Source organism: Streptomyces sp. 150FB, assembly GCF_000818195.1.
Taxonomy (GTDB): domain Bacteria; phylum Actinomycetota; class Actinomycetes; order Streptomycetales; family Streptomycetaceae; genus Streptomyces.
Window position 1 is genome coordinate 4792281 of sequence record NZ_JTHL01000001.1, and the last position, 21029, is coordinate 4813309.

At 68.1% G+C, this 21029-nt stretch carries 19 protein-coding genes and 2 pseudogenes; 14 read left to right on the forward strand and 7 right to left on the reverse strand.

The genetic code is table 11. From position 1 onward, the window contains the following. Nucleotides 1-321 precede the first annotated feature (321 nt). The 6 genes and pseudogenes from QR77_RS20520 to QR77_RS48860 all read left to right on the forward strand — a co-directional run. Nucleotides 322-873 carry a DinB family protein gene (locus tag QR77_RS20520; protein WP_040023493.1) on the forward strand — a complete coding sequence of 184 codons (552 nt, stop codon included), beginning with the start codon at nt 322-324 and terminating at the stop codon, nt 871-873. 77 nt (nt 874-950) lie between these two features. Continuing rightward, nucleotides 951-2009, forward strand: coding sequence for a phosphotransferase (locus QR77_RS20525; protein WP_052488925.1), 1059 nt, complete (start codon nt 951-953; stop codon nt 2007-2009). Between the two features lie 199 nt (nt 2010-2208). Continuing rightward, on the forward strand, nt 2209-3048 hold the full coding sequence (locus QR77_RS20530; RefSeq protein WP_040023495.1) for a glucose 1-dehydrogenase: 840 nt from the start codon (nt 2209-2211) through the stop codon (nt 3046-3048). A gap of 278 nt (nt 3049-3326) precedes the next feature. Then, a complete protein-coding gene (locus QR77_RS48855; protein WP_236710745.1) occupies nt 3327-8036 on the forward strand; it encodes a hypothetical protein in 4710 nt (1569 codons plus the stop codon). Then, a complete protein-coding gene (locus QR77_RS20540) occupies nt 8023-8718 on the forward strand; it encodes a hypothetical protein (RefSeq protein ID WP_040023497.1) in 696 nt (231 codons plus the stop codon). Before QR77_RS48855 ends, QR77_RS20540 begins: the two co-directional genes overlap by 14 nt. A 22-nt stretch (nt 8719-8740) precedes the next feature. Beyond that, nucleotides 8741-8872, forward strand: a pseudogene (locus QR77_RS48860) (LLM class F420-dependent oxidoreductase); the annotation flags it as partial. Nucleotides 8873-9005: 133 nt separating this feature from the next. On the opposite strand, the pseudogene QR77_RS48865 reads toward QR77_RS48860, so the two are convergent. Continuing rightward, nucleotides 9006-9201 (reverse strand): annotated as a pseudogene (locus QR77_RS48865) (type II toxin-antitoxin system PemK/MazF family toxin); the annotation flags it as partial. Between the two features lie 30 nt (nt 9202-9231). Continuing rightward, entirely contained in the window at nt 9232-10503 is a 1272-nt protein-coding gene (locus tag QR77_RS20545) for a S41 family peptidase (RefSeq protein ID WP_052488926.1), read from the reverse strand. Between the two features lie 223 nt (nt 10504-10726). On the opposite strand from QR77_RS20545, the gene QR77_RS20550 reads away from it, so the two are divergent. After that, entirely contained in the window at nt 10727-11596 is an 870-nt protein-coding gene (locus tag QR77_RS20550; RefSeq protein WP_040023499.1) for an LLM class flavin-dependent oxidoreductase, read from the forward strand. Nucleotides 11597-11822: 226 nt separating this feature from the next. Here QR77_RS20550 and QR77_RS20555 read toward each other — a convergent pair whose 3' ends face one another. The 4 genes from QR77_RS20555 to QR77_RS20570 all read right to left on the reverse strand — a co-directional run bounded on the left by QR77_RS20555 (nt 11823) and on the right by QR77_RS20570 (nt 13747). Next, on the reverse strand, nt 11823-12218 hold the full coding sequence (locus QR77_RS20555) for a hypothetical protein (RefSeq protein ID WP_150130418.1): 396 nt from the start codon (nt 12216-12218) through the stop codon (nt 11823-11825). 154 nt (nt 12219-12372) lie between these two features. Then, entirely contained in the window at nt 12373-12597 is a 225-nt protein-coding gene (locus QR77_RS20560) for a DUF397 domain-containing protein (RefSeq protein WP_040023502.1), read from the reverse strand. Between the two features lie 98 nt (nt 12598-12695). Further along, entirely contained in the window at nt 12696-12920 is a 225-nt protein-coding gene (locus QR77_RS20565; RefSeq protein ID WP_040023503.1) for a DUF397 domain-containing protein, read from the reverse strand. Next, nucleotides 12917-13747, reverse strand: coding sequence for a helix-turn-helix transcriptional regulator (locus tag QR77_RS20570; protein ID WP_040023504.1), 831 nt, complete (start codon nt 13745-13747; stop codon nt 12917-12919). The genes QR77_RS20565 and QR77_RS20570 overlap by 4 nt, the downstream gene beginning before the upstream one ends. Nucleotides 13748-14046: 299 nt before the next feature. Here QR77_RS20570 and QR77_RS20575 point away from each other — a divergent pair, with 299 nt between their 5' ends. The 3 genes from QR77_RS20575 to QR77_RS48870 all read left to right on the forward strand — a co-directional run bounded on the left by QR77_RS20575 (nt 14047) and on the right by QR77_RS48870 (nt 14923). Beyond that, nucleotides 14047-14343, forward strand: coding sequence for a hypothetical protein (locus QR77_RS20575; RefSeq protein ID WP_040023505.1), 297 nt, complete (start codon nt 14047-14049; stop codon nt 14341-14343). 83 nt (nt 14344-14426) lie between these two features. Further along, nucleotides 14427-14642: a hypothetical protein gene (locus tag QR77_RS20580; protein ID WP_040023506.1), complete on the forward strand. Its 216-nt coding sequence runs from the start codon at nt 14427-14429 to the stop codon at nt 14640-14642. 152 nt (nt 14643-14794) lie between these two features. Then, nucleotides 14795-14923, forward strand: a complete 129-nt coding sequence (locus QR77_RS48870; protein WP_236710746.1) for a DUF6126 family protein — start codon at nt 14795-14797, stop codon at nt 14921-14923. A gap of 28 nt (nt 14924-14951) precedes the next feature. On the opposite strand, the gene QR77_RS20585 is transcribed toward QR77_RS48870, so the two are convergent. Next, complete coding sequence (locus QR77_RS20585) at nt 14952-16199, reverse strand: cation:proton antiporter (RefSeq protein WP_040023507.1); 1248 nt, start codon at nt 16197-16199, stop codon at nt 14952-14954. A 307-nt stretch (nt 16200-16506) separates the two neighbouring features. On the opposite strand from QR77_RS20585, the gene QR77_RS20590 reads away from it, so the two are divergent. The 4 genes from QR77_RS20590 to QR77_RS20605 all read left to right on the forward strand — a co-directional run bounded on the left by QR77_RS20590 (nt 16507) and on the right by QR77_RS20605 (nt 20881). After that, nucleotides 16507-17076 carry a GNAT family N-acetyltransferase gene (locus QR77_RS20590; protein ID WP_052488927.1) on the forward strand — a complete coding sequence of 190 codons (570 nt, stop codon included), beginning with the start codon at nt 16507-16509 and terminating at the stop codon, nt 17074-17076. Between the two features lie 435 nt (nt 17077-17511). Further along, nucleotides 17512-17835, forward strand: a complete 324-nt coding sequence (locus QR77_RS20595) for an STAS domain-containing protein (protein WP_236710747.1) — start codon at nt 17512-17514, stop codon at nt 17833-17835. 150 nt (nt 17836-17985) lie between these two features. Further along, entirely contained in the window at nt 17986-19269 is a 1284-nt protein-coding gene (locus QR77_RS20600) for an alanine racemase (protein WP_040023509.1), read from the forward strand. A 196-nt stretch (nt 19270-19465) separates the two neighbouring features. Continuing rightward, nucleotides 19466-20881, forward strand: coding sequence for a diaminobutyrate--2-oxoglutarate transaminase (locus QR77_RS20605; RefSeq protein WP_078876943.1), 1416 nt, complete (start codon nt 19466-19468; stop codon nt 20879-20881). The last annotated feature ends 148 nt before the right edge of the window (nt 20882-21029 follow it).

Genomic DNA, 21029 nt, shown 5'->3' on the forward strand with positions numbered 1-21029 from the left:
AAGGAGCGCCCTTGACGCCCACCCCGGAACCGCGAAAATCAAGATCAAGGGGCGGCCCGACCCTCGCTATCACGGTCCCGGCCCACCCCGACCGCCCCGCCTGAACCCGCACCCCAAAACACCCCGCACCCCGCCCGATCAGCCAGCAACCCACTACCCTCCCGCGTCCATCGGCGCCCACCACACCCGCCCAACCGACCCTCCCCACGCACCCCCCGAGCCCGCGCCGTTCGGCGCCGCGATTCCCACCGCCGGTATCCGGCAACTCCTCGTCCGACAAACCGGTGGCGAACCCCCGTTGGGGTCGCCATGCTTGCGCGCATGAGCCTGAGCAGACGCGCGGACTTGTTTCTCGGCCCCGCCGATGACCCCCGCAAGGGCGGTCCTTCCCTGGGCGACGAGCGGGCCACGCTTGTCAATTACCTGCGGCGCCAGCGGCTGACTCTGGAGATGAAGTGCGCGGGCCTGGACGCCGAACAGATGGCCAGGCGGGCTGTGCCGCCCTCCACGTTGTCGCTGCTCGGGATCGTGCGTCACCTGGCCGAGGTGGAACGGCGGTGGTTCCGGCTGGTGATGGACCGGCAGGAGACACCGCCGCTCTTCGTCGACGCCACCGCCACCGACCCGGACTTCGACGGCGCGGTGCCGGACCCCAACGTCGTCGAGGAGGCGTGGCGGCTGTGGCGGGCGGAGGTCGCCTTCGCCGAGCAGTTTGTGCGCGATACGCCTGACCTCGGTTTTGTCGGTACGGACGACTGGGCGGGAAAGCTCTCGCTGCGCGAACTGCTGGTGCACATGGTCGAGGAGTACGCCCGGCACAACGGCCACGCCGACCTGCTGCGCGAGCGGATCGACGGCAGGCTGGGCGTGTAGCACCGGGTCCCGCGTCAGCGGGTTCGGGAGTGGGCGGAGAGCGGATCGCGGGGCTGGAACGGGGTTCTCTGGTGAGTATGGGTAGGGGTGCTGGGGCGATCGACCGGGACAGGCTGGCGTTGATCCTGGACGCGGCCGGGCTGGACGCGGCCCACGCGTCGGCGGTCAGGTGCGAGCCGCTGCCGGGCGGTACGTACAACACGCTGTACCGCCTGCACCTACGCGAGACTCTCGCAGCGCCGGGCGGCGGAAACGACGCCGGCCCGCACCGGCTGATCCTCAAACTGCCACCCGAGCCGGGCACCGCGCGCCTCACGTACGAGGCGAATCTACTGCGCAACGAGGCGGAGTTCTACCGGGCCGCCGCGCGCGGCACACACGTACAGGTGCCGAAGGTCCTGCACTGCGACCCCGACGGGTCCGTGGTGCGCGGTGGCTTTCTGCTGATGTCCGAGTGCCCGGGGCAGCCGTGGTACGGGACGGCGGTGGGGGACGTGGAGCATGCCCGGCTCCGCCGCCAACTGGGCGCTTCCGTAGCGGAGTTGCATACGGTGGCGGGCCCGTCGCCCTACTTCGGCTACCCCTCGGGGGCGGTGCCGACGGCGCGGACCTGGCGGCGGGCGTTCACGTCGATGCTGGACGCCGTGCTGGCGGACGCGAGCCGGTTCGCCTGTCGGCTTCCGGTGCGGGTGGACCGCGTACGGACACTGATGCGGGCGGCGGCACCGGAGTTGGACGCGGTCACCGTACCCGCGTTGGTGCACTTCGATCTGTGGCAGGGCAACATCCTGCTGTCCGGGGAGCCGGGCGCGCTCCGGCTCTCCGGGCTGATCGACGGCGAACGGATGTTCTGGGGCGACCCGTTGGCGGAGTTCGTGTCGCTCAACTTGTTCGGGGCGCCGGAGGACGACGCGGCGCTGCTGGCCGGTTACCGTTCGGCGGGGAGGAACGCGGAGTTCGACGACGGCGCCCGGCTGCGGGTCGCGCTGTACCGCTGCTACCTCTACCTGATCATGCTCATCGAGAGCGTGCCGCGCGGATACACCCGCGAGCAGGCCGCCGAGACGCGCGACCACGCGAGCCCCGCGCTGGTCGCGGCGCTGGACACGATCGCCAACTCTCCTTCCGCTCACTGATCAGTGAAGGAAGCGTGGCAGTCCCCCTTCGAGCTGCCCCGCGACCCGAGCGACAGCGCGCCGCGACGGCGTCCGGGGAGCTGGATTGCGATAGTGGAGCCGGGGGAGGACATAACGGTCACTTACTCGCTATTCGCAGCTCGCAGCCGCAGCCGCAGCCGCAGCTCGCGCCTCGGGCCTCGCAGAAGGAAGCAGCATCATGGGTCTCCTGAACGGCAAAGTAGCCGTGATCACGGGCGCCACCAGCGGTATCGGGGCTCGCACGGCACAGCGATTCGCCGCTGAAGGCGCGCGCGTGGTCCTCGCCGGGCGTCGGGAGGACGAAGGCGAGGCCCTGGCGGTGGGCATCGGTGACGGTGCGGACTTCGTCCGTACCGACGTGTCGGTCGAGTCGGACGTCGAGGCGCTGATCGATCACGCCGTCGGCCGGTACGGCCACCTGGATGTCATGGTCAACAACGCCGGGCGGCCGGCCAACTTGTCGAGTATCGCCGATTTCGACCTTGAGACGTTCCGGGCGTCGATGGCGGTCAATGTTGACGGCGTGCTCCTCGGCATGAAATACGCGGCGCGGCAGATGATCGGGCAGAAGTCCGGCAGCATCATCAACACCACCAGCATCAGCGGGCGGATTGCCGGCTGGACGGGGCTGGACTACGCGACCTCGAAAGCGGCAGTCATCCAGCTCACCCGCTACGGCGCGATCGAGCTGGGCGAGCACGGCATCCGGGTGAACAGCGTTTCCCCGGGCTTTGTCATGACCGGCATTTTCGCCAAGGTCGCCGGTGCTGACCACGCCGAGGCAGATGCGGGGATGGGGGCGCTGGCATCCGCCTGGGACGAGCTCAAGCCTCCGCAGGCCATTCCCCGCGCCTGTACGCCTGACGACATCGCGGATGCGATGCTCTGGCTGGCCGGCGACGCGGCAGGCATGGTCAACGGTCTCGACCTCGTCATCGACGGCGGTCAGAGCGCCGGGCGGCCGATGTCGGTGGCCCTCGCCCAAAGAGCGCGACTGGCGGAGATCCTTACGGGGTGAAGGTGAGGTCTGCCCGGAAGGGCAGCCCGGCGTACCCGATGGTGCGCGGGAAGACGCACCGTGTAGTGGCATCGGCGTCATCCGGCCCGTAGCGGCGGACCGGGCACGGTGGTGGCCATGTCCGGGATACGTGGCGGCGCGGCCGGCGGAGTCGGCGGAGTCGGCGGATGAAGGCGGCTGCGGGCAAGGAGACGCCTGCCGCCGGCGCGAGTGTGTCTCGCGCGACGACGGCACCCCCTACCTCCGCGGCAGCCCCCACCACCTCACCTGCCTCCGGGGTGGACCGACCCGCTTCCGGTGTCGACCGGCGCAGCGTCCAGCGCCTGCAAGTCCGGGCCGGAAATGCCGCCGTCGCGCGGCTGCTGACGGCGCAACGGCTGGCAGAGGCGCCGGGGGCCGGGGCCGCTCCCGCTGCCGCCCCCGCCCCCGCCCCCGCCCTCGTGGTGGCCGTACCGCCCGAGCAGGCGCCGGGGTTCCGGGCGGTGACCGCGGACGTCGCCGCGAAGAAGCAGAAGGTGGCGACGCACCCTCCCGCAGCGGGGGAGTCGAAGTCGGCGCAGGACGCGGCGGTCGCGCCTCCGGACGACAAGGAGGCGCAGGGCAAGGCCGCGAACGCGGAGAAGATGAACGCGGCGAAGCCCGGCGAGTTCGACAAGAAGGCGTTCATCGCCGCGGTGAACCAGGCGATCGAGGCGCAGGCGCCCAAGAACCTCGACGAGGCCGACAAGTTCGCGGGGTCGGGCAAGGCCGACAAGATCAAGTCGGAGGTCGACGGGAAGGTCACCGACGGCAAGGAGTCGTCGGCCAAGGACATCGAGACGACCACGAAGGCGCCGCCGGACACCTCGGCGGCGAAGGACAAACAGGTCACGCCGATGACCCCGGACCACCCGCCGGGCACCCCGGCGCCCCCGGACGCGGCGGGCGCCGTACCGCAGAAGCAGCCTGCGGCGGTGACGGACTTCTCGGGCGGGCCCGAGGCCAACAACAAGGAACTGGCCGGTGCGGACGTCACCGAGGAGCAGTTGGCCAAGGGGAACGAGCCGGAGTTCGACCAGGCGCTGTCCGCGAAGAAGGCGGCGGAGACGGACGCGGCGAAGGCCCCCGCCAAGGGCAGGGCGGCGGAGAACGATCAGCTCGGCGCGGCCAAGGCGGGCGCCGCCGCGTCGGGCGCGCAGGCGATGGGCGCGCTGGCGGCGACCCGTACCGCCGCGGGCAAGCAGGTGGACGGCGGGAAGGGCGAGACGAAGTCGAAGGACGAGAAGAAGCGCGCCGAGGTGACGGCCAAGCTTCAGAAGGTCTACGACGGGACCAAGTCCGACGTCGAGGGGATCTTGTCGGGCCTGGACAAGAAGATCGACACGGCGTTCACGGCGGGCGAGAAGGCGGCGCGGGACGCGTTCACCGCGGATCACAAACGCCGGATGAAGGCGTACAAGGACAAGCGGTACTCCGGCATGACCGGCGGCCTGAAGTGGGCCAAGGACAAGCTGCTGGGGATGCCGAAGGAGGCCAACGACCTCTACCAGGAGGCCCGCAAGGTCTATGTGGCGCGGATGCAGGGCGTCATCTCGTCGGTCGCCGACACGATCGGTACGGAGTTGGGCCGCGCGAAGGCCCGTATCGCCACCGGCCGGAGCCAGTTGAAGGCGGAGGTGGACCGACTCCCCGCCGATCTCAAGCAGTTCGGTGCGGAGGCGGCGAAGGACTTCGCGGGGAAGTTCGACGACCTGGAGACCGAGGTCGATGACAAGTCGAAGCAGCTCGTGCAGGACTTGGCGACGAAGTACACGGCGGCGCTGAAGAAGGTCGACGAGGAGATCACGCGGCTCCAGGACGCGAACAAGGGCCTGGTCGACAAGGCGAAGGACGCCATCGCGGGCGCGATCAAGACGATCAACGAGCTGAAGAACCTCCTCCTGGGCATCCTCGCCAAGGCCGCCTCGGCGATCATGAAGATCATCAAGGACCCGATCGGCTTCCTCGGCAACTTGGTGAGGGCGGTCGGTGCGGGCCTCCAGCTCTTCATCACCAACATCGCCGACCACCTGAAGACGGGCGTGGTGTCCTGGCTGCTGGGTACGGCGGTCAAGGCGGGCCTGGAGCTGCCCCAGCGGTTCGACCTCAAGGGCATCATCCAGATCATCGGCTCACTGCTGGGCCTGACCTGGGCGAACATCCGGGCCCGGGTGACCCGCAAGGGCGTCCCCGACAAGGCGATGACCGCGGTCGAACAGTCGGTCCCGGTGGCCCAGAACCTCGCCCGCGAGGGCCCGGCCGGCGCGGTGAAGGAGATCCAGGCGGAGGCGGGCGACCTCAAGGCCACGATCCTCAAGCAGTTGACGTCCTACCTGATCCCCACGGTCCTGATCGCGGGCATCACCTGGATCGTCTCGCTCCTCAACCCCGCTTCCGCCTTCGTCAGGGCGGTAAAGGGAATCATCGACATCGTCACGTTCATCGTGACCCAGGGCGCCCAGATCGTCGACTTCGTCAACGCGATCCTGGACGCGGTCATAGCCATAGCCAACGGCGGCACGGCGGGCGTCCCCAAGCTGGTCGAAGCGGCCCTGGCCTCCAGCGTCCCCCTCCTGATCGGCTTCCTGGCCTCACTCCTGGGCATCGGCGGCCTGGCCAACAAGGTCAAGTCGGTGTTCCACGCGGTGGGCCGCCCGGTGAACAGGGCGATCGACAAGATCGTCGCCTTCATCGCCAAGGCAGGCAAGAAGCTCTGGTCGAAGCTCAAGAAGAAATCCGGCAAGGATGACAAGAACCGAGGCAGGGACAGGGGCAGGGACAAGAGAGATACCGATCCACGCGCGGTGGCCCGGCGCGCGGCACAACAGGGGTGGAACGCTGCCAGTCGGCTGTGTGCCGCCGAGGTCGTCCGCTCGGGCGACCTCGACTCGGCGCTCCGAACGGTCCAGACCGGCCAGGGAGGAGTCACGGTCAAGCTGGAGGTCGTCGAGGTCGGGAGCACCACCTGGCGGATCAAAGCCCAGGCCCGCAAGGGGATTCGACGGGCCGTCGCGGAGGAGGGCAGCGGCTGGGTAGCCCTCGGGGAGAACGGCGAACGCTGGTACGCCGCCCGCGACCTGTCCGCCTTCAACCGCTCCCTGGTCGATGAGGCCTTCGGCGAACTCGATCGTCCTGAGGGTGAATCGGACGATCTGCGCTCCGATTACCAGCAGAAGGTCGAGACGGGGCGGCGCCTCGAACAGAGCCTGCAAAGCCGCCTGGACAGCAAGGCGAAGGGGCTGCGTCTCGGTATCGAGATGGAGTCCTACAGAGGTGCTGAGAAGGACAAACAGGTCCGGACCACCATCCACGTCACTCCCAATACGACAAAGAAGAAGGGAAATATCCCTCTTCAGGGAAAAGCGTTCCCGTACAAGATCGGAACGGCCAGGGCGACGGTCGACATCACGCTTCTCCCCGGTGCGAAGGAGTTCCTGGAAGATTTCGACGCTTCGATGCACGCAAAGGATGCCACAGCCGGATTTGTCATCAACATGGCGGCGCAACCCGGAGAGGTGCAGCCGGACATGGCTTCGCGCTACGCCGATGTGGCGTGGGAGGGTGCGAGCCAGGCGAACAGCGCTCTGACCAGAACCGCTGTGGTGGCCGGCGTCAATACGTTCAAACGGGTCGATCCGGAGCGTGATGAGCAGGGAGCGAAGGATGTGGTGGGGGCCGTGGGCAGGATTCAGCAGGCAGAAGGATTGCGCATGGCCGCGTTCGGCTTCCAGTGGACACCCAGTTGGAGGCGGGACAGCAAGAAAGGAGGCGCGGTTACCCTCGGGGAGGTGCGAGCGGCGTTCCAGAAACTGGAGGGTGAGGAACGGGAAAAGGCTCTCCAGCAGGAGGGAAACTGGCGCGACGGCGAGAAACTGCCCTACGGGGTGTTCCGCGAGGAGGTTCTGGGCTCCTCGTACACACAGAAAGCAGTGAGCATCATTTCAAAGTTCAACAAGCGTGTCCACATTGTCAGCCAGGACGCCGACGGTGCGGTCACAACACCGGACGGGCAGGGGGTGCTGACCGTTTACGACCAGATCCTGAATGAATTCAGCCGTGATCCTCTGCTCACGATCGGCGGCTACACCTTCCAAGGGTTCGACTGGAAGGAGCGGGCCGGCTCCCGGACGCAGCAGCTCACAGAGTGGGCCAACGAAGCCGACCGGGCCATCCGCGTCGCCATCTCCAAGCTGCACACGCGGATGCTCTACCCGAGCGAGCCCAACATGCTCATCAAGGCTCACGACGAGCAACACGGGGACGGTGTTTTCCAGCAAGGCTGGGCGGAAAGAATCCTTGCCTCGCAGGGTGCGCTCTACGGGATCGGCGCGGCCGAGGGCCGCACTGCCAGGAACAACCTGATGGAGGCGTATGGCGACGATTTCTCCATGGTTTACGTGCCGCGGGCGAGGACGGTCACCAGCCCGTTGCCCGACGACCCGACCCGAGGGCTGACCGTCCATGAGGGTGACGTACCGAAGATCGCCCGTGGGGAACTGGAACTGGAGGGCCTCAAGGAAAATCTCCGTAGCCGTCACCCGATGTACGCGGCGATCATCCAGTCGCAGTCGTTCATGAGCGCTACGACGCTTGCGAGAGAGTTTCGGAAGGCTGACCCGGGCCTGCAACTATCTGATCAGATCCTGCTGCGGGACCGCATATTCGTCGAGGTCGAGGAGATCGCCAAGCTCATGGCAGATAATCCCGCCCTGACTATGGGGAGCCAGGAGGTAAAAAAGCGACTGGATAATCTGGATGCGGCCGCCGCAGAAATGAAGAAGAGTGAGGAATTCACTCAAAAACCCGAGAGCAGGGCGGCCTTTGGTAAAGCGCAGGAGGTAACCCGGGAGATCATCGCCACGATGACCGGTGACGAGCTGAGATCCATCTGGGCAAAGCTGCATGATCTCTTGGGGCAGATTATGAGTGAAGCGGAGCAGAGGGAGAGAGGGCCGGATGATGACCGGTGAACCGCTTGAGAGGCTGCGCTCGGAGGCGTCGCGCGACGACTATGGATCGATGGCCCGGCTCGCGAGAGCGCTGTACGAGACCGGGAAGGACTCGCAGCGGGTACTTCTTGACTGTTACGGGGTCGAATTCCCGGACGAATTCTTTCTGATCGCCGAGACGGGACCGTTGACGCTCGGTCTGCCGATGGACTTCACCAACCTGCCGTGGAAGCTGGCCGTACCGCTCGAAAAAGGAGGCCCTTCGCAGACACCGAATTCCAGGGGTCAGTTCGAGCGGAAAACCTATACGGTTGACCGTCGGCTGGTTCCGCTCGCGCGCCTTTACGATCCAGCCGCCCGGCACGGAGACTCTGTTATCTGCTACCACCTGGACGAGTTGGGGGCCGGCCGCACATCGATCTTCGGGTTCAAGGTGGGGGAGGGTTCCGCCTCGGCGTCGGCGCGCTACGGCGATTCTTTCCTCTTGGTTCTCCAAGAGCATTACGCGGATATGCATGGACGACTGGAAAGGCTGCTGGACCTGCCCTCGAATCGGGGCGCAGGCGCCGTGGACGAAGAGGAGGTTGAGGAAGCCTGGGCATTCGTCGAGAAGATTGAGGGCTTCCAGCGGCGTCTTGGTCTCGGCGGAAGACAGGACCGATCCGGTGGTGCGCGCTCAGACAGTGGGTGCGGCGGAACTTAGTCTTGGGCGTATGTGACTTGGTGTGATTGTTCCGAATTTTGGGCCCGGGACCGATGCGGGGATGCTGCGTAGTTGGGCGCAGACCGTTGAGGGGCTCGGGTACGACCTGTTGATGGTCTCCGACCATGTCGCGGTGACGCCGGATGTGGCCGAGCCGGGCGTTGACCGACGAGTACCTGCGGACCGTACGGGATGCCTGGGCGGACGAGACCGATCGCGCCATCGGGAGCGTTGCTTGCTTCTCCGTCTACCCGGGGCGTCCGAGACTGGTGGCTTTCCTGTCTCGCTATCTGGCTGAGCCTTGTGATTGTCAAGAGCGTCCGCTCCTTCGCCTGTCCCCCGAGAGGCAGAGCATCCTCAATCTCGCTGAGCTTCTCGGAGGACAGGACGCCTGCCCGCTCGATCAAGTCGTTCCGGGATAGCGCGCAGCCACGTGCAAGGAGTGAAGTCTGGACGCGTGAAGGCGAAGCGCCGCGTGCCTTCCCTGCCGCCGTCCGCGTCGGCGAACACGCCTTAGTTCTGGAGCATCGCGACCGCTGTGTCGAAGGCTGAGTCGCGGTTCTTGGCGAACTCCTCGTCGGTGAAGACCGGCGTGCGCACGTGTGGTGGGATGCCGGCGCCGTCGAAGGTTTGTCCCTCTCGGGTCAGGAACTGTTCGTTCGGGAGTGAGATCGCCATGCCGTTGGGGAGTGCGCGGTCCAGGGTGTCGGAGAAGACGCCCTGGGTGTTCTGCCCGATGCGGACGGTCCTGCCGGGCCGGTCGATGAGGGCCTGGGTGAAGGTCTCGCCCGCGCTGAACGTTGTCCCGCCGGTCAGGACGGCGACAGGACCTGTGTAGCGGGGGGTGCCCTGAGCAGGCGTTACGGGGATGGGCTGCGGGCGGGTGTACTGGGTGCGCTTGCGGTAGGCGGTGTACGGGGTGTCGGTCAGGCGCTCGGCGATGTGCAGGCCGAGGGTGTCGTAGCCGCCGCCGTTGATTCGCAGATCGATGATCAGTCCCTTGAGGGACGCCGTGCGATCGGCGGTGAGGATGGCGGCCAGCGCCTGGTCCAGTTCGGCCAGTTGGGCGGCGTACGAGTCGTCCTCGGTGTTGTATGCGACGAATCCTGAGATGCGTAGATAGCCCTGTCCGCCGGGCAGATCCGCGTAACTGATCCGGCTTCCGGCGAATTCTTGGAGCTTCTCGCCCTTGAGGTCGCGCCGCTCCACGTAGTTCTTGATCTGTGTGTCCAGCTCCTCGCCGGGCACAGTCGTGCCCGGCCGGATCTCGGCGAAGACGCGACGCCCGTCGACGACGGCGACATGCGCGTCGTACAGCGGTTTCACCATCTCGCTGAAGAGGGAGAAGAGTTCGTCCCTGGTCGTGTCGGCGTGCACCTGGGGCCGGTAGGTGTCCCGGACGGCGTGCCAGTCGATGCCCTTGGCTGCGAAGAAGGGGTAGTTGTCCTCGAAGGACTGCCAGAAGACATCGAACGTCGTCAACGGGTCGGTGGATGTGGGCCGCTCGCAGGCCGCCGGGAGCGCCGCGATCCGTCGTAACGCTCTGTCCCCCGCCGAGCCGTCCAGATGCAGCGACCCTGTCGGCCGGACTGTGAGGACCATCCCGTCAGGGGTGGTGTAGACGCCCCGCGCCGTTCGCTTCGCGGAGTCGCCCTTCAGGCAGCTCACCGCCGACGTCTCGTACTCCTGCAACCTGCCGTCCGCGATCGACAGGACGGTGCCGTAGCCCTCCACACGCCAGAGGCCGTCGGCGGTCGGCCGTTGTGCTGCTGCGGCGGGCGCCATCGCCCCGCAGGTAAGGGCGAGAGCCACGATTGCCGTAGCGGTTTTGGAATTTGGGTGTCGCACATTTTCCTTCCCCTGGACGCGGCGTGCGTCCAGGGAATTGACGATCGTCTATCGGCCCGCCCGGGAACATCCGGCGTCCCGGTGGGCCAACAGGGGGATATCCCCCTGGGGTTACCCGCAATCGCGATTCGCTTTCGCGGCAGCGCATAGCCTTGCGCTTATGCGACTTGGTGTGAATGTTCCGAATTTTGGGCCCGGGACCGATGCGGGGATGCTGCGTAGTTGGGCGCAGACCGTTGAGGGGCTTGGGTACGACCTGTTGATGGTCTCCGACCATGTCGCGGTGACGCCGGATGTGGCCGAGAAGTATCCGGCGCCGTTCTACGAGCCGTTCACCACGCTGTCCTGGCTGGCCGGGGTTACGCGGCGGGTGCGGCTCGGGACGACTGTGCTGATCGTGCCCTACCGGCACCCGCTGCTCGTTGCCCGGATGGCCGCCAATCTCAGTCGGCTGAGCGGGGAGCGGCTGGTCCTGGGGGTGGGGGTCGGGTGGGCGCGGCAGGAGTTCGAGGCGCTCGGGGTGCCTTTCGGGCGGCGCGGGGCGTTGACCGATGAGTACTTGCGGACCGTACGGGAAGCTTGGGCCGACGAGGCGGATTACGGCAGCAGGCGCATCCCGATCTGGGTCGGCGGCAACAGCGACGCGGGCCTGCGGCGGTCCGTACGGCTCGGTGACGGGTGGCATCCGCTGCGGATCACCCTGCCCTGGCTGCGGGGTGCGGTGGAGCGGTTGGCCGGCATCGCCGCGGAGGAGGGGCGGCCGGTGCCCGCGCTCGTGCCGCGTATCGCGCTGCGGGTCACGCCGACGCCCGTGGTGGACGACGGGCGGCTGCTGGGTGAGGGCACGATCGAGCAGATCCGTGACGATCTTGAGCAGCTCCGGCTGCTCGGCTCCGACACCGTCGTGCTCGATCCCTTCAACGGCGATCCGCAGGAGACCCGGCATCCCGAGCAGGCGTGGCAGGCGCTGGCCGCGGTGGCGACGGTCGCGGGGAGCGGGGACCTCGACCTGACGGGGACCTCGACGTGAGTGGGTACCTCGACCTGAGCGGGGAGCTTGGCCTGGACGGGCGGGGCCCGTCGTAAGGGGGTCTCGACACTACGGGCCGTCAGTTGGATGGGGGGAGCCAGCTTGTCGCCTCGTGGTGGTCGAGGAGTACGCCCGCCACCCCGGCCGTGTGGACCCGGCCGGGGTGGTGTTGTTGTTCACGAGTTCGCCACGGGTCGGCCTCGGGTGCACTCGTGGGTGGAGCGCGTCAGTTCGTGATGGTGAGAATCGCTGAGCAAGTGCGCTGGAACACCGAGTTCTCCGCGCACATGATGAAGTAGGTCGTTGCGGTGGCAGAGTGCTGGAACGTGAACGAGTTACCGGTCAGCAGCGGCCCCGACGCCCGGACGAAGCACGGTCCGTCGGATCGCGAGGGCCCGCTGCACCCGCCCTCGCGGTAGCCGGTCGTCACCGTGTCGGCCGGGTCCTTCGGGTCCCAAGTGACGGTCGCCTGCTCGGTGGCGGCGTCATAGCTGTACGCCAGGCCCGTCGGCGCCGGTGGCAGTGCGACACGGGTGACGGCCGTCGGAGCTGCCATCGCCGGGACGACGGTCGCTCCTCCTGCTGCCACAAGCGCGATGGCCATCGCCGCTGTGCGGCTCACGATTCGTACACCGGCTCGCATGTTTCCCCCCAGGGATGTTGATCAACTCGAACGCCGGACGCTACGCGCTCGAACCTCCCGCCTGTATGGCGGGCAGGAGACGGGGAGATGACCAACAACTGAAGCGTTACTGCGCGGCTGGGGTCGGGCTGGTTCAGGAGGACGTCACGTTGTGGGTCGCGGCGTAGGTGACGAACGCGGTCCAGGCGGTGGCCGCGAGGGTGAGTCCGGGGTGGGTTGGGTTCTTGCTGTCACGGACCGGGACGGTGCCGGTGGTGGGGATGTTGGAGGGCGCCCACTCGACGCAACTCCCACCTCCGTTGCCGCTGTACGACGACTTGACCCAGTGCGAATGCGTACGGTGCGGAGTGGTGGTCATGCTGTTAGTCCCTCCATGGCCGACTGGATCATCACCGCCTCCGGCGACAGGGCGTATGCCCTCATCAAATTTAGACGCGATGACATGTGGGGCGGGGTTCAGGAGGACGTCACGTTGTGGGTCGCGGCGTAGGTGACGAACGCGGTCCAGGCGGTGGCCGCGAGGGTGAGTCCGGGGTGGGTTGGGTTCTTGCTGTCACGGACCGGGACGGTGCCGGTGGTGGCGATGTTGGAGGGCGCCCACTCCACGCAGTTGTCACCGCCGTTGCCGCTGTACGACGACTTAACCCACTCGGCCTGCGAGAAGTTCGCGATGGTGCTCATGAGGTAAGTGCCTCCATTGTGGTCCGGATCATCACCGCCGTTTCCTTCGGTGACAGGGCGCATGCCCTAAGCAGATCGTAGGCCCGGAGGCGACTCGCGACGAGATTTTTCTCCTCGAACAGTGTCCCTGACGAGATGCTCTCTTCGTAGGCGACTTGGGTGCCATCATCCAGCGTCATCAGCTTCAGCGAGCCACCTGCCAGAGCATGTCCCCCGTGCGCGAATGGGAGAACCTGCACGGTGCTCGTGGGCGTGAGCGTCAGATCGAGCAGTCGGTCCAGTTGTGCCTGCATGACGAGTGGACCGCCGTAGGAACGTCGCAGCACCGCCTCGTCAAGGATCAGGGAGAGGTCGGGTGCGGGATCGGTGTGGAGCAGTGCCTGCCGACCGATACGAGCAGTGACCAACTCCTCGATCTCGTCGCAGGTGGTCCTTGGGTTGTGCATCTCGAACAGAGCACGCGCGTACGCCTCGGTCTGCACCAGACCCGGCATGATCTGGCCTACGTACTGCTGAATCACTTGCGCGCGCGTCTCAAGGTTCAACACCCGGCGGAACTGATCCGGGTGGATCTCCTTGCGGGCCAGCATGTACAGCTTCCGGAAGATCCCATCCGTACCGAACGCCTTGTCCAGCTTGGCCGGTAGGTCCGGCGGGATCATGATTTCCGCCGTCTCGAAGCGGGCCAGGGAACTCTTCGAGTACCTCACCACGCTCCCCAGGCCTTCGAGACTCATCTTCGCCTCCTCCCGAAAGCGGCGCATCTCTGATCCGAACAGATCGCGAGCCGAACGTTCGGGCGTCAGTTCACGTGGTCGTGGTGCCATGAGTACAGCCAACCCCTCTTCCCATTGGGTCTGTTGGGAGACCAACTACTTCCGATCGTAAGCGGAAATGCCGACCCTTGTTGCACAGACGGTAATGACGCGATGACGGAAGGTGCAACCCCCTCCATGTGTGAACGCGACTCCGAAATGCCGGACCCCACGGCCCGACATCAGGCAACCGTCCACGGCTGGGGTTACTCGTGCCTGACCTCACCCCGTGCATCCGTTACCGCGCTGTACGACCCGGTAACACACGACCTGCTGGAGCGCGTGCTCCAGGGACTGAGGCGATGGGCGGAATGACAGAAGAAGACGGCAGCGAGGCAAGGCAGTTCATGTCCGGAGCGGCGCGGGACTCGGAGGCGGACGGGGCGTTCCCCGGCCCGGACTCCCAGGCCACCGGGGCCACCGAGGACATCGGCGACGTCATCGGGGGCTCCGCGCTCCACTGGCCCGCGTGCCAGTGCGGTCGGGCGGTGTGCCCCGATTACGCGTCACCCGCGCCGGACGGCGGAAGCGCCGCCGATGGGCTCCGTGCGCGGCTGGCCGAGCGGAACAAGCAGAGCAGGGCCAGGGGCGAAGGGGCGGAAGGGTGAGTGCTCGGCCGCAGTCGCCATCTGGATCAATAACGGCTCCCACGCGAAAGCGGGCGTTCTCGCCACCCGGACTGAGTGTCGGCATGGTCGTCTACGACGCCCATTTCGACATGGTCGGTGTGGTGGACGAATTCATTGGGCCGCTCGTCAATCTTTCGCGTCCTACGGGCCTTAGCTGGCAGAGCCGTTGGTCCTCGGTACGCGAGGGAACGGAATACGAGAAGCGCCAACTGCGGGCCATCGGCGCGCTGCATGCCTTGCGTCACAAGGGCTTGGCCGATATCCGGGATCGTGACTGAGAGGCGTTTCCGGGCAGCAGTCGCGGCCTCTTGAATTCGGGGCCGGCCGACCGGATCCGCCGCGCCGCTGCCGCGCACCGTACGGTGGGACGAGGCGGACATCCGGGGACGGGGTCGGGTTCGCGGTCGGCTGGGTGGCCTGGAGGTCAGTGGTGAGTGAAAGCGAGAGCTGGAAGGAGCGCGGGGTGATGATCCGCGTCTTCATCTACATCGCCGCGACCCACCTCTTCGCCGGGTTCGTCTGGCTTCTCTTCTACGTGGGGCAGCACGCCCACAAGTAGCGGGCCGGAGCGGAGCGGGGCGGGCCGGTCAGTGGTGGTCCGCCGCCGGTGTGATCTCCTCGTGGCCCGGTGGCGCGGGGCTGGGTGGTGATGAGCGTCGGGGGATCCGTATCTGGATGCCGCTGAGCAGGTGGCGCAGGCGGCGGACGCCCGGTTCCGTCCAGCGGGCGGCGAACGGGCCGATCACCACCATGATCAGGACGTACGCCGTCGCGATGGGCCCGATCCGTGGCTCGGTGACGACCGCCAGGCCCGCTATCACGATCGAGAACTCGCCGCGCGCCACCAGCGCCCCTCCGGCGCGCAGCCGTCCGCGCGGGCCGATGTCGGCCCGGCGGGCCGCGTACCAGCCGGTGAAGATCTTGGTCGCGGCCGTCACCAGTGCGAGCAGCAGGGCAGGGAGCAGTACGGGCGGGATGTCGGCCGGGTTCGTCGACAGCCCGAAGAAGACGAAGAAGACAGCGGCGAACAGGTCGCGCAGGGGCGTGAGCAGTCTGCGCGCGCCCTCGGCGACCTCGCCCGAGAGTGCGATCCCGACGAGGAACGCGCCCACGGCCGCCGACACCTGGAGTTCCTGTGCGAGCCCCGCGACCAGCAGGGTCAGCCCGAGGACGACGAGCAGCAGCATCTCGGGGTTGTCGGACGAGACGGCGCGGCTGATGAGACGGCCGTGGCGCAGCGCCAGGTAGAGGACGACTCCGGCGGTGGCGAGGGAGATCAGCAGGGTGACGCTGCCGCCGGCAAGACCGACGCCCGCGAGCAGCGCGGTGAGCACCGGCAGGTAGACGGCCATCGAGAGGTCCTCGATGACGAGGACGCCGAGGATCACGGGGGTCTCGCGGTTGCCGAGCCTGCCCAGGTCGGTCAGGACCTTGGCGATCACCCCGGACGACGAGACCCAGGTGACGCCCGCCAGCGCGACGGCGGCGACCGGGCCCCAGCCGAGGAGCAGCGCGGCTGCGGCGCCCGGGGTCGCGTTGAGCAGGAAGTCGACGATGCCCGAGGGGTACTGGGTCTTGAGGCTGGAGACCAGTTCGGACGCGCGGTATTCGAGCCCGAGGAGCAGCAGGAGCAGGATCACCCCGATCTCGGCCCCGACGGCGGTGAAGTCCTCGCTCGCGCTCAGCGGCAGCAGCCCGCCGTGGCCGAAAGCGAGCCCGGCGAGCAGGTAGAGGGGGATCGGCGAGAGTCCGATGCGCCCGGCGATCCGGCCGATCAGGCCGAGCCCGAGGATCAGCGAACCCAGCTCGATCAGCAGGGCGGTCGACTCGTGCACGGTCAGCCTCCGGGGTCGAGCGTGGTCGCGGCGCCAGGGTTCCGGCGGGGAGGGTGGTCTTTACCGTATCAATACCTTTGGCCGCGTGGCGGGGTGAGCGGCCGGGTGAGTGGCCATCCCCGGGGTGTCTGCGCTGATACGGGTGGGGCTGGTGGTCGCGGTGGGGCGGGAGTCGTCCGGGCGGGCTGGGGAGCGGAGTTACGGGGGAATTGGCGCGCCCGGTTTTACATAAACCCCTGTTTGCTGTTCCCGGGACATCTCCGGCCTGCAACGATGGAGTCAGACGTATATCGCGCGGGGAGGGCACGTGGCAGAGGTGTTCATTCGGCGTCTGAGCCGTTGGCAGGCGGAGCAGCAGCGCGAAGACGCGGCGGATGTGTACGTGGAGGCGTACCGCCGCGTGCAGGGCGAGGAGTTCAAGGACCGCGAGGCGTTTCTGGAGACCTTCGCCGAGGACGTCCAGCGGCCGGGGTTCGACATGGTGGTGGGCGGCGAGGCGGGCGGGGGGCCCTCCGCGTACGCGTACGGATTTCTCCTCGACCGCGACGGCGAGTGGTGGCGCGGCCTGCGCCAGGACGTGCCGTGGGACGTGGAGGAACTGACCGTATCGGGGCAGGTCTTCGCGCTCGCCGAGCTGATGGTGCTGCCGGAGTTCCGGCGGAGCGGGGTCGCCACGCGCCTGGTCGAGCAGTTGCTCATACGGACGGACGCGGCGCTGGTGACCGTACGGGTCGACCCGGCGAACGAAGCTGCCGTCGGGGCTCTCAGGTCCTGGGGCTGGACGAGACTGGGCGCGCTGAGCGCACCGGTCGCGCACATCCCCACGGTGGGGGCGGGGACGGCGTCCGAGATCTGGAGCCGGGCCGTCGGCGGGTAGGTGGGCGGTCGGGCATCGGGGGCGGGCGGACGGGCCGGTGATCTTCGGCCTCGGTGCCCGCGCCCTCGCTGTGTCGTGCCCGTACCCGTGCCGCCCCGGCCTCCGCGCGCCCGTGTGAGCAGACGATCAGTCGCACGGCCCGTTGAGGGGCAGCGGTCGGCGGTACTGTGGGTCGGAGTACCGGCGCCCCAACCCGCGCCATCTCCACCGTGCTGTCCGAACTCGCGCCATCCGAACTCGCGTCAACCGAGGGCCCTTCGTACACCGGTAGTGGCACCGGCGTCGTCCCGGAATCGGCCTCCTTTCGATCTTCCGACTCTGTACGCACGGCTCCCGGACCCAGCGTCTTGCGCGCCTGATTTCTCGCAGGCACCTCATCTCCCAGCACGTCCCCGCGCAGCGACCGCAGTCCGAGGCGACATGCCACTTCCACAGTTGACTGTTTTCCGTCATGACCAAGGCCCTCGCGCGCTGATCACTCTGGCGGGCGCGCTCGATCTGGCCACCGCTCCGCTCGTACGCGAAGTATTGGCCGGATGTCTGCACGACGGTGTCCTGGCCATCGACATCGATCTCACTCCGCTGACGTTCTGTGATTGCAGCGGCCTCAACGTCTTCCTTGAGGCCTCCCTGAACCTGGCGGTGGTGGGAGGATCCCTGCACCTGCACCACCCGCCGGCCGTGGTGGTGAGAGTTGTGGAGATCACGGGTTCGGGATTTCTGCTCAGCGGGAGTAATTCCGCCGTTGTCCGGAATTGATCTGCGTCCATTCGGGTGTGCTTGGCATCCTTATGGTGAACCATTAGGTTAGCCTCACCTAAGTCGATGGCCGACTCTGTCGAGGCGGTCGGTCCGACGATCGCTGACGACCGCTGACGACCACGGACCCAATTGAGGTAGAGCCGAGCCATGTCCGTACAGTTCCCGCCCTCCGCAGCGCCCCGTGCGGCGTACCCCGTCGACGTACTGCCCGCTCAGGTCCGCCACCGGCTGCTGGAACTGGCGGAGGGGGACGAGCCGGTGTCGGCGTACGTGTACGACAGCGCCGTCGCCGTCGGCCGGGTCCGCGAACTGCGGACCGCGCTGCCGGACTGGGCCGCCGTGTATTACGCCGTCAAGGCCAACTCGTACCCGCCGATCGTGCGGGCGCTGGCGCCGTACGTCGACGGTTTCGAGGTCGCCTCCGTGGCGGAGCTCGAACTGGCCTTGGGCGCGGGGGAGTACGGGGCGGGGGCGGTGCCCGTATCCGTGCCCGCGCCCGTACCGGTACCGGTACGGGCGCCGGTGGTCGCTGCGGGGCCCGCCAAGTCCGTTCCCGTGCTGACGGCCCTCGTACGGGCGGGCGTTGAGGCGATCAACGCCGAGAGTCTGCTCGAACTGCACCGCGTGAGCCGGATCGCCGTCGCCGAGGGCGTCACCGCGCGCGTGGCGCTCCGCGTCAACCCGGCCGGTCTGCCGTTCAGCGGCTCGCTCGTGATGGGCGGCTCCGCCTCGCAGTTCGGGGTCGCCGAGCCGGACGTACCCGAAGTGCTCAAGGTGGCGCGGACGTTGCCGGGCCTCGATCTCATCGGCTTCCACATCCACGCGGCCTCCGGCAACCTCGACGCCGTGCTGCACGCGGCGTACCTGAGGTGGTGCGTGGAGTGGAGCGTGACGACGGCCCGAGAGGCGGGCATCGACCTGCGCCATGTGGACATCGGCGGCGGTATCGGGGTCCCGTTCGAGGGTGAGGAGCCCTTCGACGTGGTGCGGTTCGGCGAGTTGGCGGCCGAGATCCGGCCACCGGCAGGGGTGAAGGTCGTGCTGGAGCCCGGGCGGTTCGTCGTCGCCGACTGCGGGTGGTACGCGGCGGAGGTCACCGACCTGAAGTCCTCGTACGGCGAGTGGTTCGCCGTGCTGCGCGGCGGCATCAACCACTTCCAGATACCGACGTCTTGGGACATCGTCCACAACGCGGCCGTCCTGCCCGTCGAGCGCTGGGCCGAGGACTGTCCGAGGCCTCTGGCCGAGAACGCGCGCGTCACCGTCGTGGGTGAACTGTGCACTCCTGAGGACACTTTGCTGCGCGATGTCCTGATCGGCCGTATACGCGCGGGCGACCTGGTCGTTTTCCCGTATGCGGGCTCCTACGGATGGGAGTTCGCGATGCATGACTTCCTGGGCCATCCGGTCGCCGAGCGCCACATGCTCTGACCGGGCTCCGACCTGGGCCCTGACCCGGTGTCCGCTCCGGGGCGCGGTAAGGACCCTGACGTGGGCTCCGGTCCGGGCCCTGGTCCGGGCTCCGGTCCGGGGCCCTGATCCGGGTTCCGATCTGGGCTCCGACCTCGGTTCTGGCCTCGGTTCTGGCCTTTCCCCCGCACCTCTCACCGCACTTCGGAGCTGTTTCATGACCGTTCCCACTGTCGACCTGCTCGCTCCCGCCTCCGCCCCCATCGCTGCCTCCGGCTCCGCTTCCGCCGAGGGGATTCTGCGGCGGCAGCGCGCGAGGGAGTCCTCGGCGCGTACGTACGCCCGTTCGTTCCCGATCGTTCCGGCCAGCGCCGAGGGCATGACGATCGAGGGCACCGACGGCCGCCGCTACCTGGACTGCCTGTCGGGCGCGGGCACGCTGGCTCTCGGCCACAACCACCCGGTGGCGCTCGAAGCCGTACGCCGCACGCTGGACAGCGGCGCGCCGCTGCACGTACTCGACCTGGCGACCCCGGAGAAGGACGACTTCACCGACGCGCTCTTCGCGACGCTGCCGCCGGCCTTCGCCGACCGGGCCCGGATCCACTTCTGCGGTCCCGCCGGTACGGACGCGGTCGAGGCGGCGCTCAAGCTGACGCAGACCGCGACGGGGCGGCGCGGTCTTCTCGCGTTCACGGGTGCGTACCACGGCATGACGGCGGGTGCGCTGGCCGCTACGGGGAACGTCGCCGCGAAAGAACGGGTCGCAGGCGGCGGCGCGGGCGAGGTGACGCGGCTGCCGTATCCGTACGCGTACCGCTGCCCGTTCGGGATCGGCGGCGAGCGGGGCGCCGATCTGTCGGCGACGTACGTACAGCGGCTCGTCGACGATCCGTCGGGAGGCGTGGTACGACCGGCGGCGATGATCCTGGAGGTCGTGCAGGGCGAGGGCGGCGTCGTGGCGGCGCCGGACGGCTGGCTGCGCGCGATGCGGCGGATCACGAGCGAGCGGGAGATCCCGCTGATCGTGGACGAGGTGCAGACGGGGGTGGGGCGGACGGGCGCGTTCTGGGCGGTCGAGCACAGCGGGATCGTGCCGGACGTCATGGTGATGTCGAAGGCGATCGGGGGCGGCCTGCCGCTGGCGGTGATCGTGTACGACGAGTCGTACGACGGGTGGCTCCCCGGCGCGCACACCGGCACGTTCCGGGGTAACACCCTGGCGATGGCGGCGGGCGCTGCGACGCTGCGGTACGTGGCGCGGGAGGGCCTTGTCGAGCGGGCGGCGGTCGTCGGGGCGCGGATGACGGCCCGGTTGGAGGGGTTGCGCGGCCGGCTCCCGATGATCGGCGATGTGCGGGGACGCGGTCTGATGATCGGTGTGGAACTGGTCGACCCGGAAGCCGAACCGGACGCCTGCGGCTCCCGCCCGGCGGCCCCGGACCTGGCGGACCGCGTGCGGGCCGCGTGCCTGGCGCGCGGCCTGATCGTGGAGCTGGGCGGGCGCTTCGGCTCGACCGTACGGCTGCTGCCGCCGCTGGTGATCACGGACGAGGAGACGGAAGCGGTCCTGGAGCGCCTGTCGGACGCGCTGACCGAGGTCTCGGCGCAGGCTTCGGGGCGGCCGGCATGACGACGACGAACGGGGCGGTGACGAGCCCGTCAGTGACGGGGGCGCCCGTGACGGCGGTGCCGGTCGGTCGGGCTGAGGTGGGGAGCCCTCGTGGCCCGGTCGATGCGGCCTTCTCGGCCCGCACGAGTGAGCGGGCGAGTCCGGTCGA

Coding starts and splice junctions, on each gene's coding strand:
- QR77_RS20520 (WP_040023493.1), top strand. CDS start 322: ATGAGCCTGAGCAGACGCGCGGACTTGTTTCTCGGCCCCGCCGATGAC.
- QR77_RS20525 (WP_052488925.1), top strand. CDS start 951: ATGGGTAGGGGTGCTGGGGCGATCGACCGGGACAGGCTGGCGTTGATC.
- QR77_RS20530 (WP_040023495.1), top strand. CDS start 2,209: ATGGGTCTCCTGAACGGCAAAGTAGCCGTGATCACGGGCGCCACCAGC.
- QR77_RS20540 (WP_040023497.1), top strand. CDS start 8,023: ATGATGACCGGTGAACCGCTTGAGAGGCTGCGCTCGGAGGCGTCGCGC.
- QR77_RS20545 (WP_052488926.1), bottom strand. CDS start 10,503: ATGGCGCCCGCCGCAGCAGCACAACGGCCGACCGCCGACGGCCTCTGG.
- QR77_RS20550 (WP_040023499.1), top strand. CDS start 10,727: ATGCGACTTGGTGTGAATGTTCCGAATTTTGGGCCCGGGACCGATGCG.
- QR77_RS20560 (WP_040023502.1), bottom strand. CDS start 12,597: ATGACCACCACTCCGCACCGTACGCATTCGCACTGGGTCAAGTCGTCG.
- QR77_RS20565 (WP_040023503.1), bottom strand. CDS start 12,920: ATGAGCACCATCGCGAACTTCTCGCAGGCCGAGTGGGTTAAGTCGTCG.
- QR77_RS20570 (WP_040023504.1), bottom strand. CDS start 13,747: ATGGCACCACGACCACGTGAACTGACGCCCGAACGTTCGGCTCGCGAT.
- QR77_RS20575 (WP_040023505.1), top strand. CDS start 14,047: ATGACAGAAGAAGACGGCAGCGAGGCAAGGCAGTTCATGTCCGGAGCG.
- QR77_RS20580 (WP_040023506.1), top strand. CDS start 14,427: ATGGTCGTCTACGACGCCCATTTCGACATGGTCGGTGTGGTGGACGAA.
- QR77_RS20600 (WP_040023509.1), top strand. CDS start 17,986: ATGTCCGTACAGTTCCCGCCCTCCGCAGCGCCCCGTGCGGCGTACCCC.
- QR77_RS20605 (WP_078876943.1), top strand. CDS start 19,466: ATGACCGTTCCCACTGTCGACCTGCTCGCTCCCGCCTCCGCCCCCATC.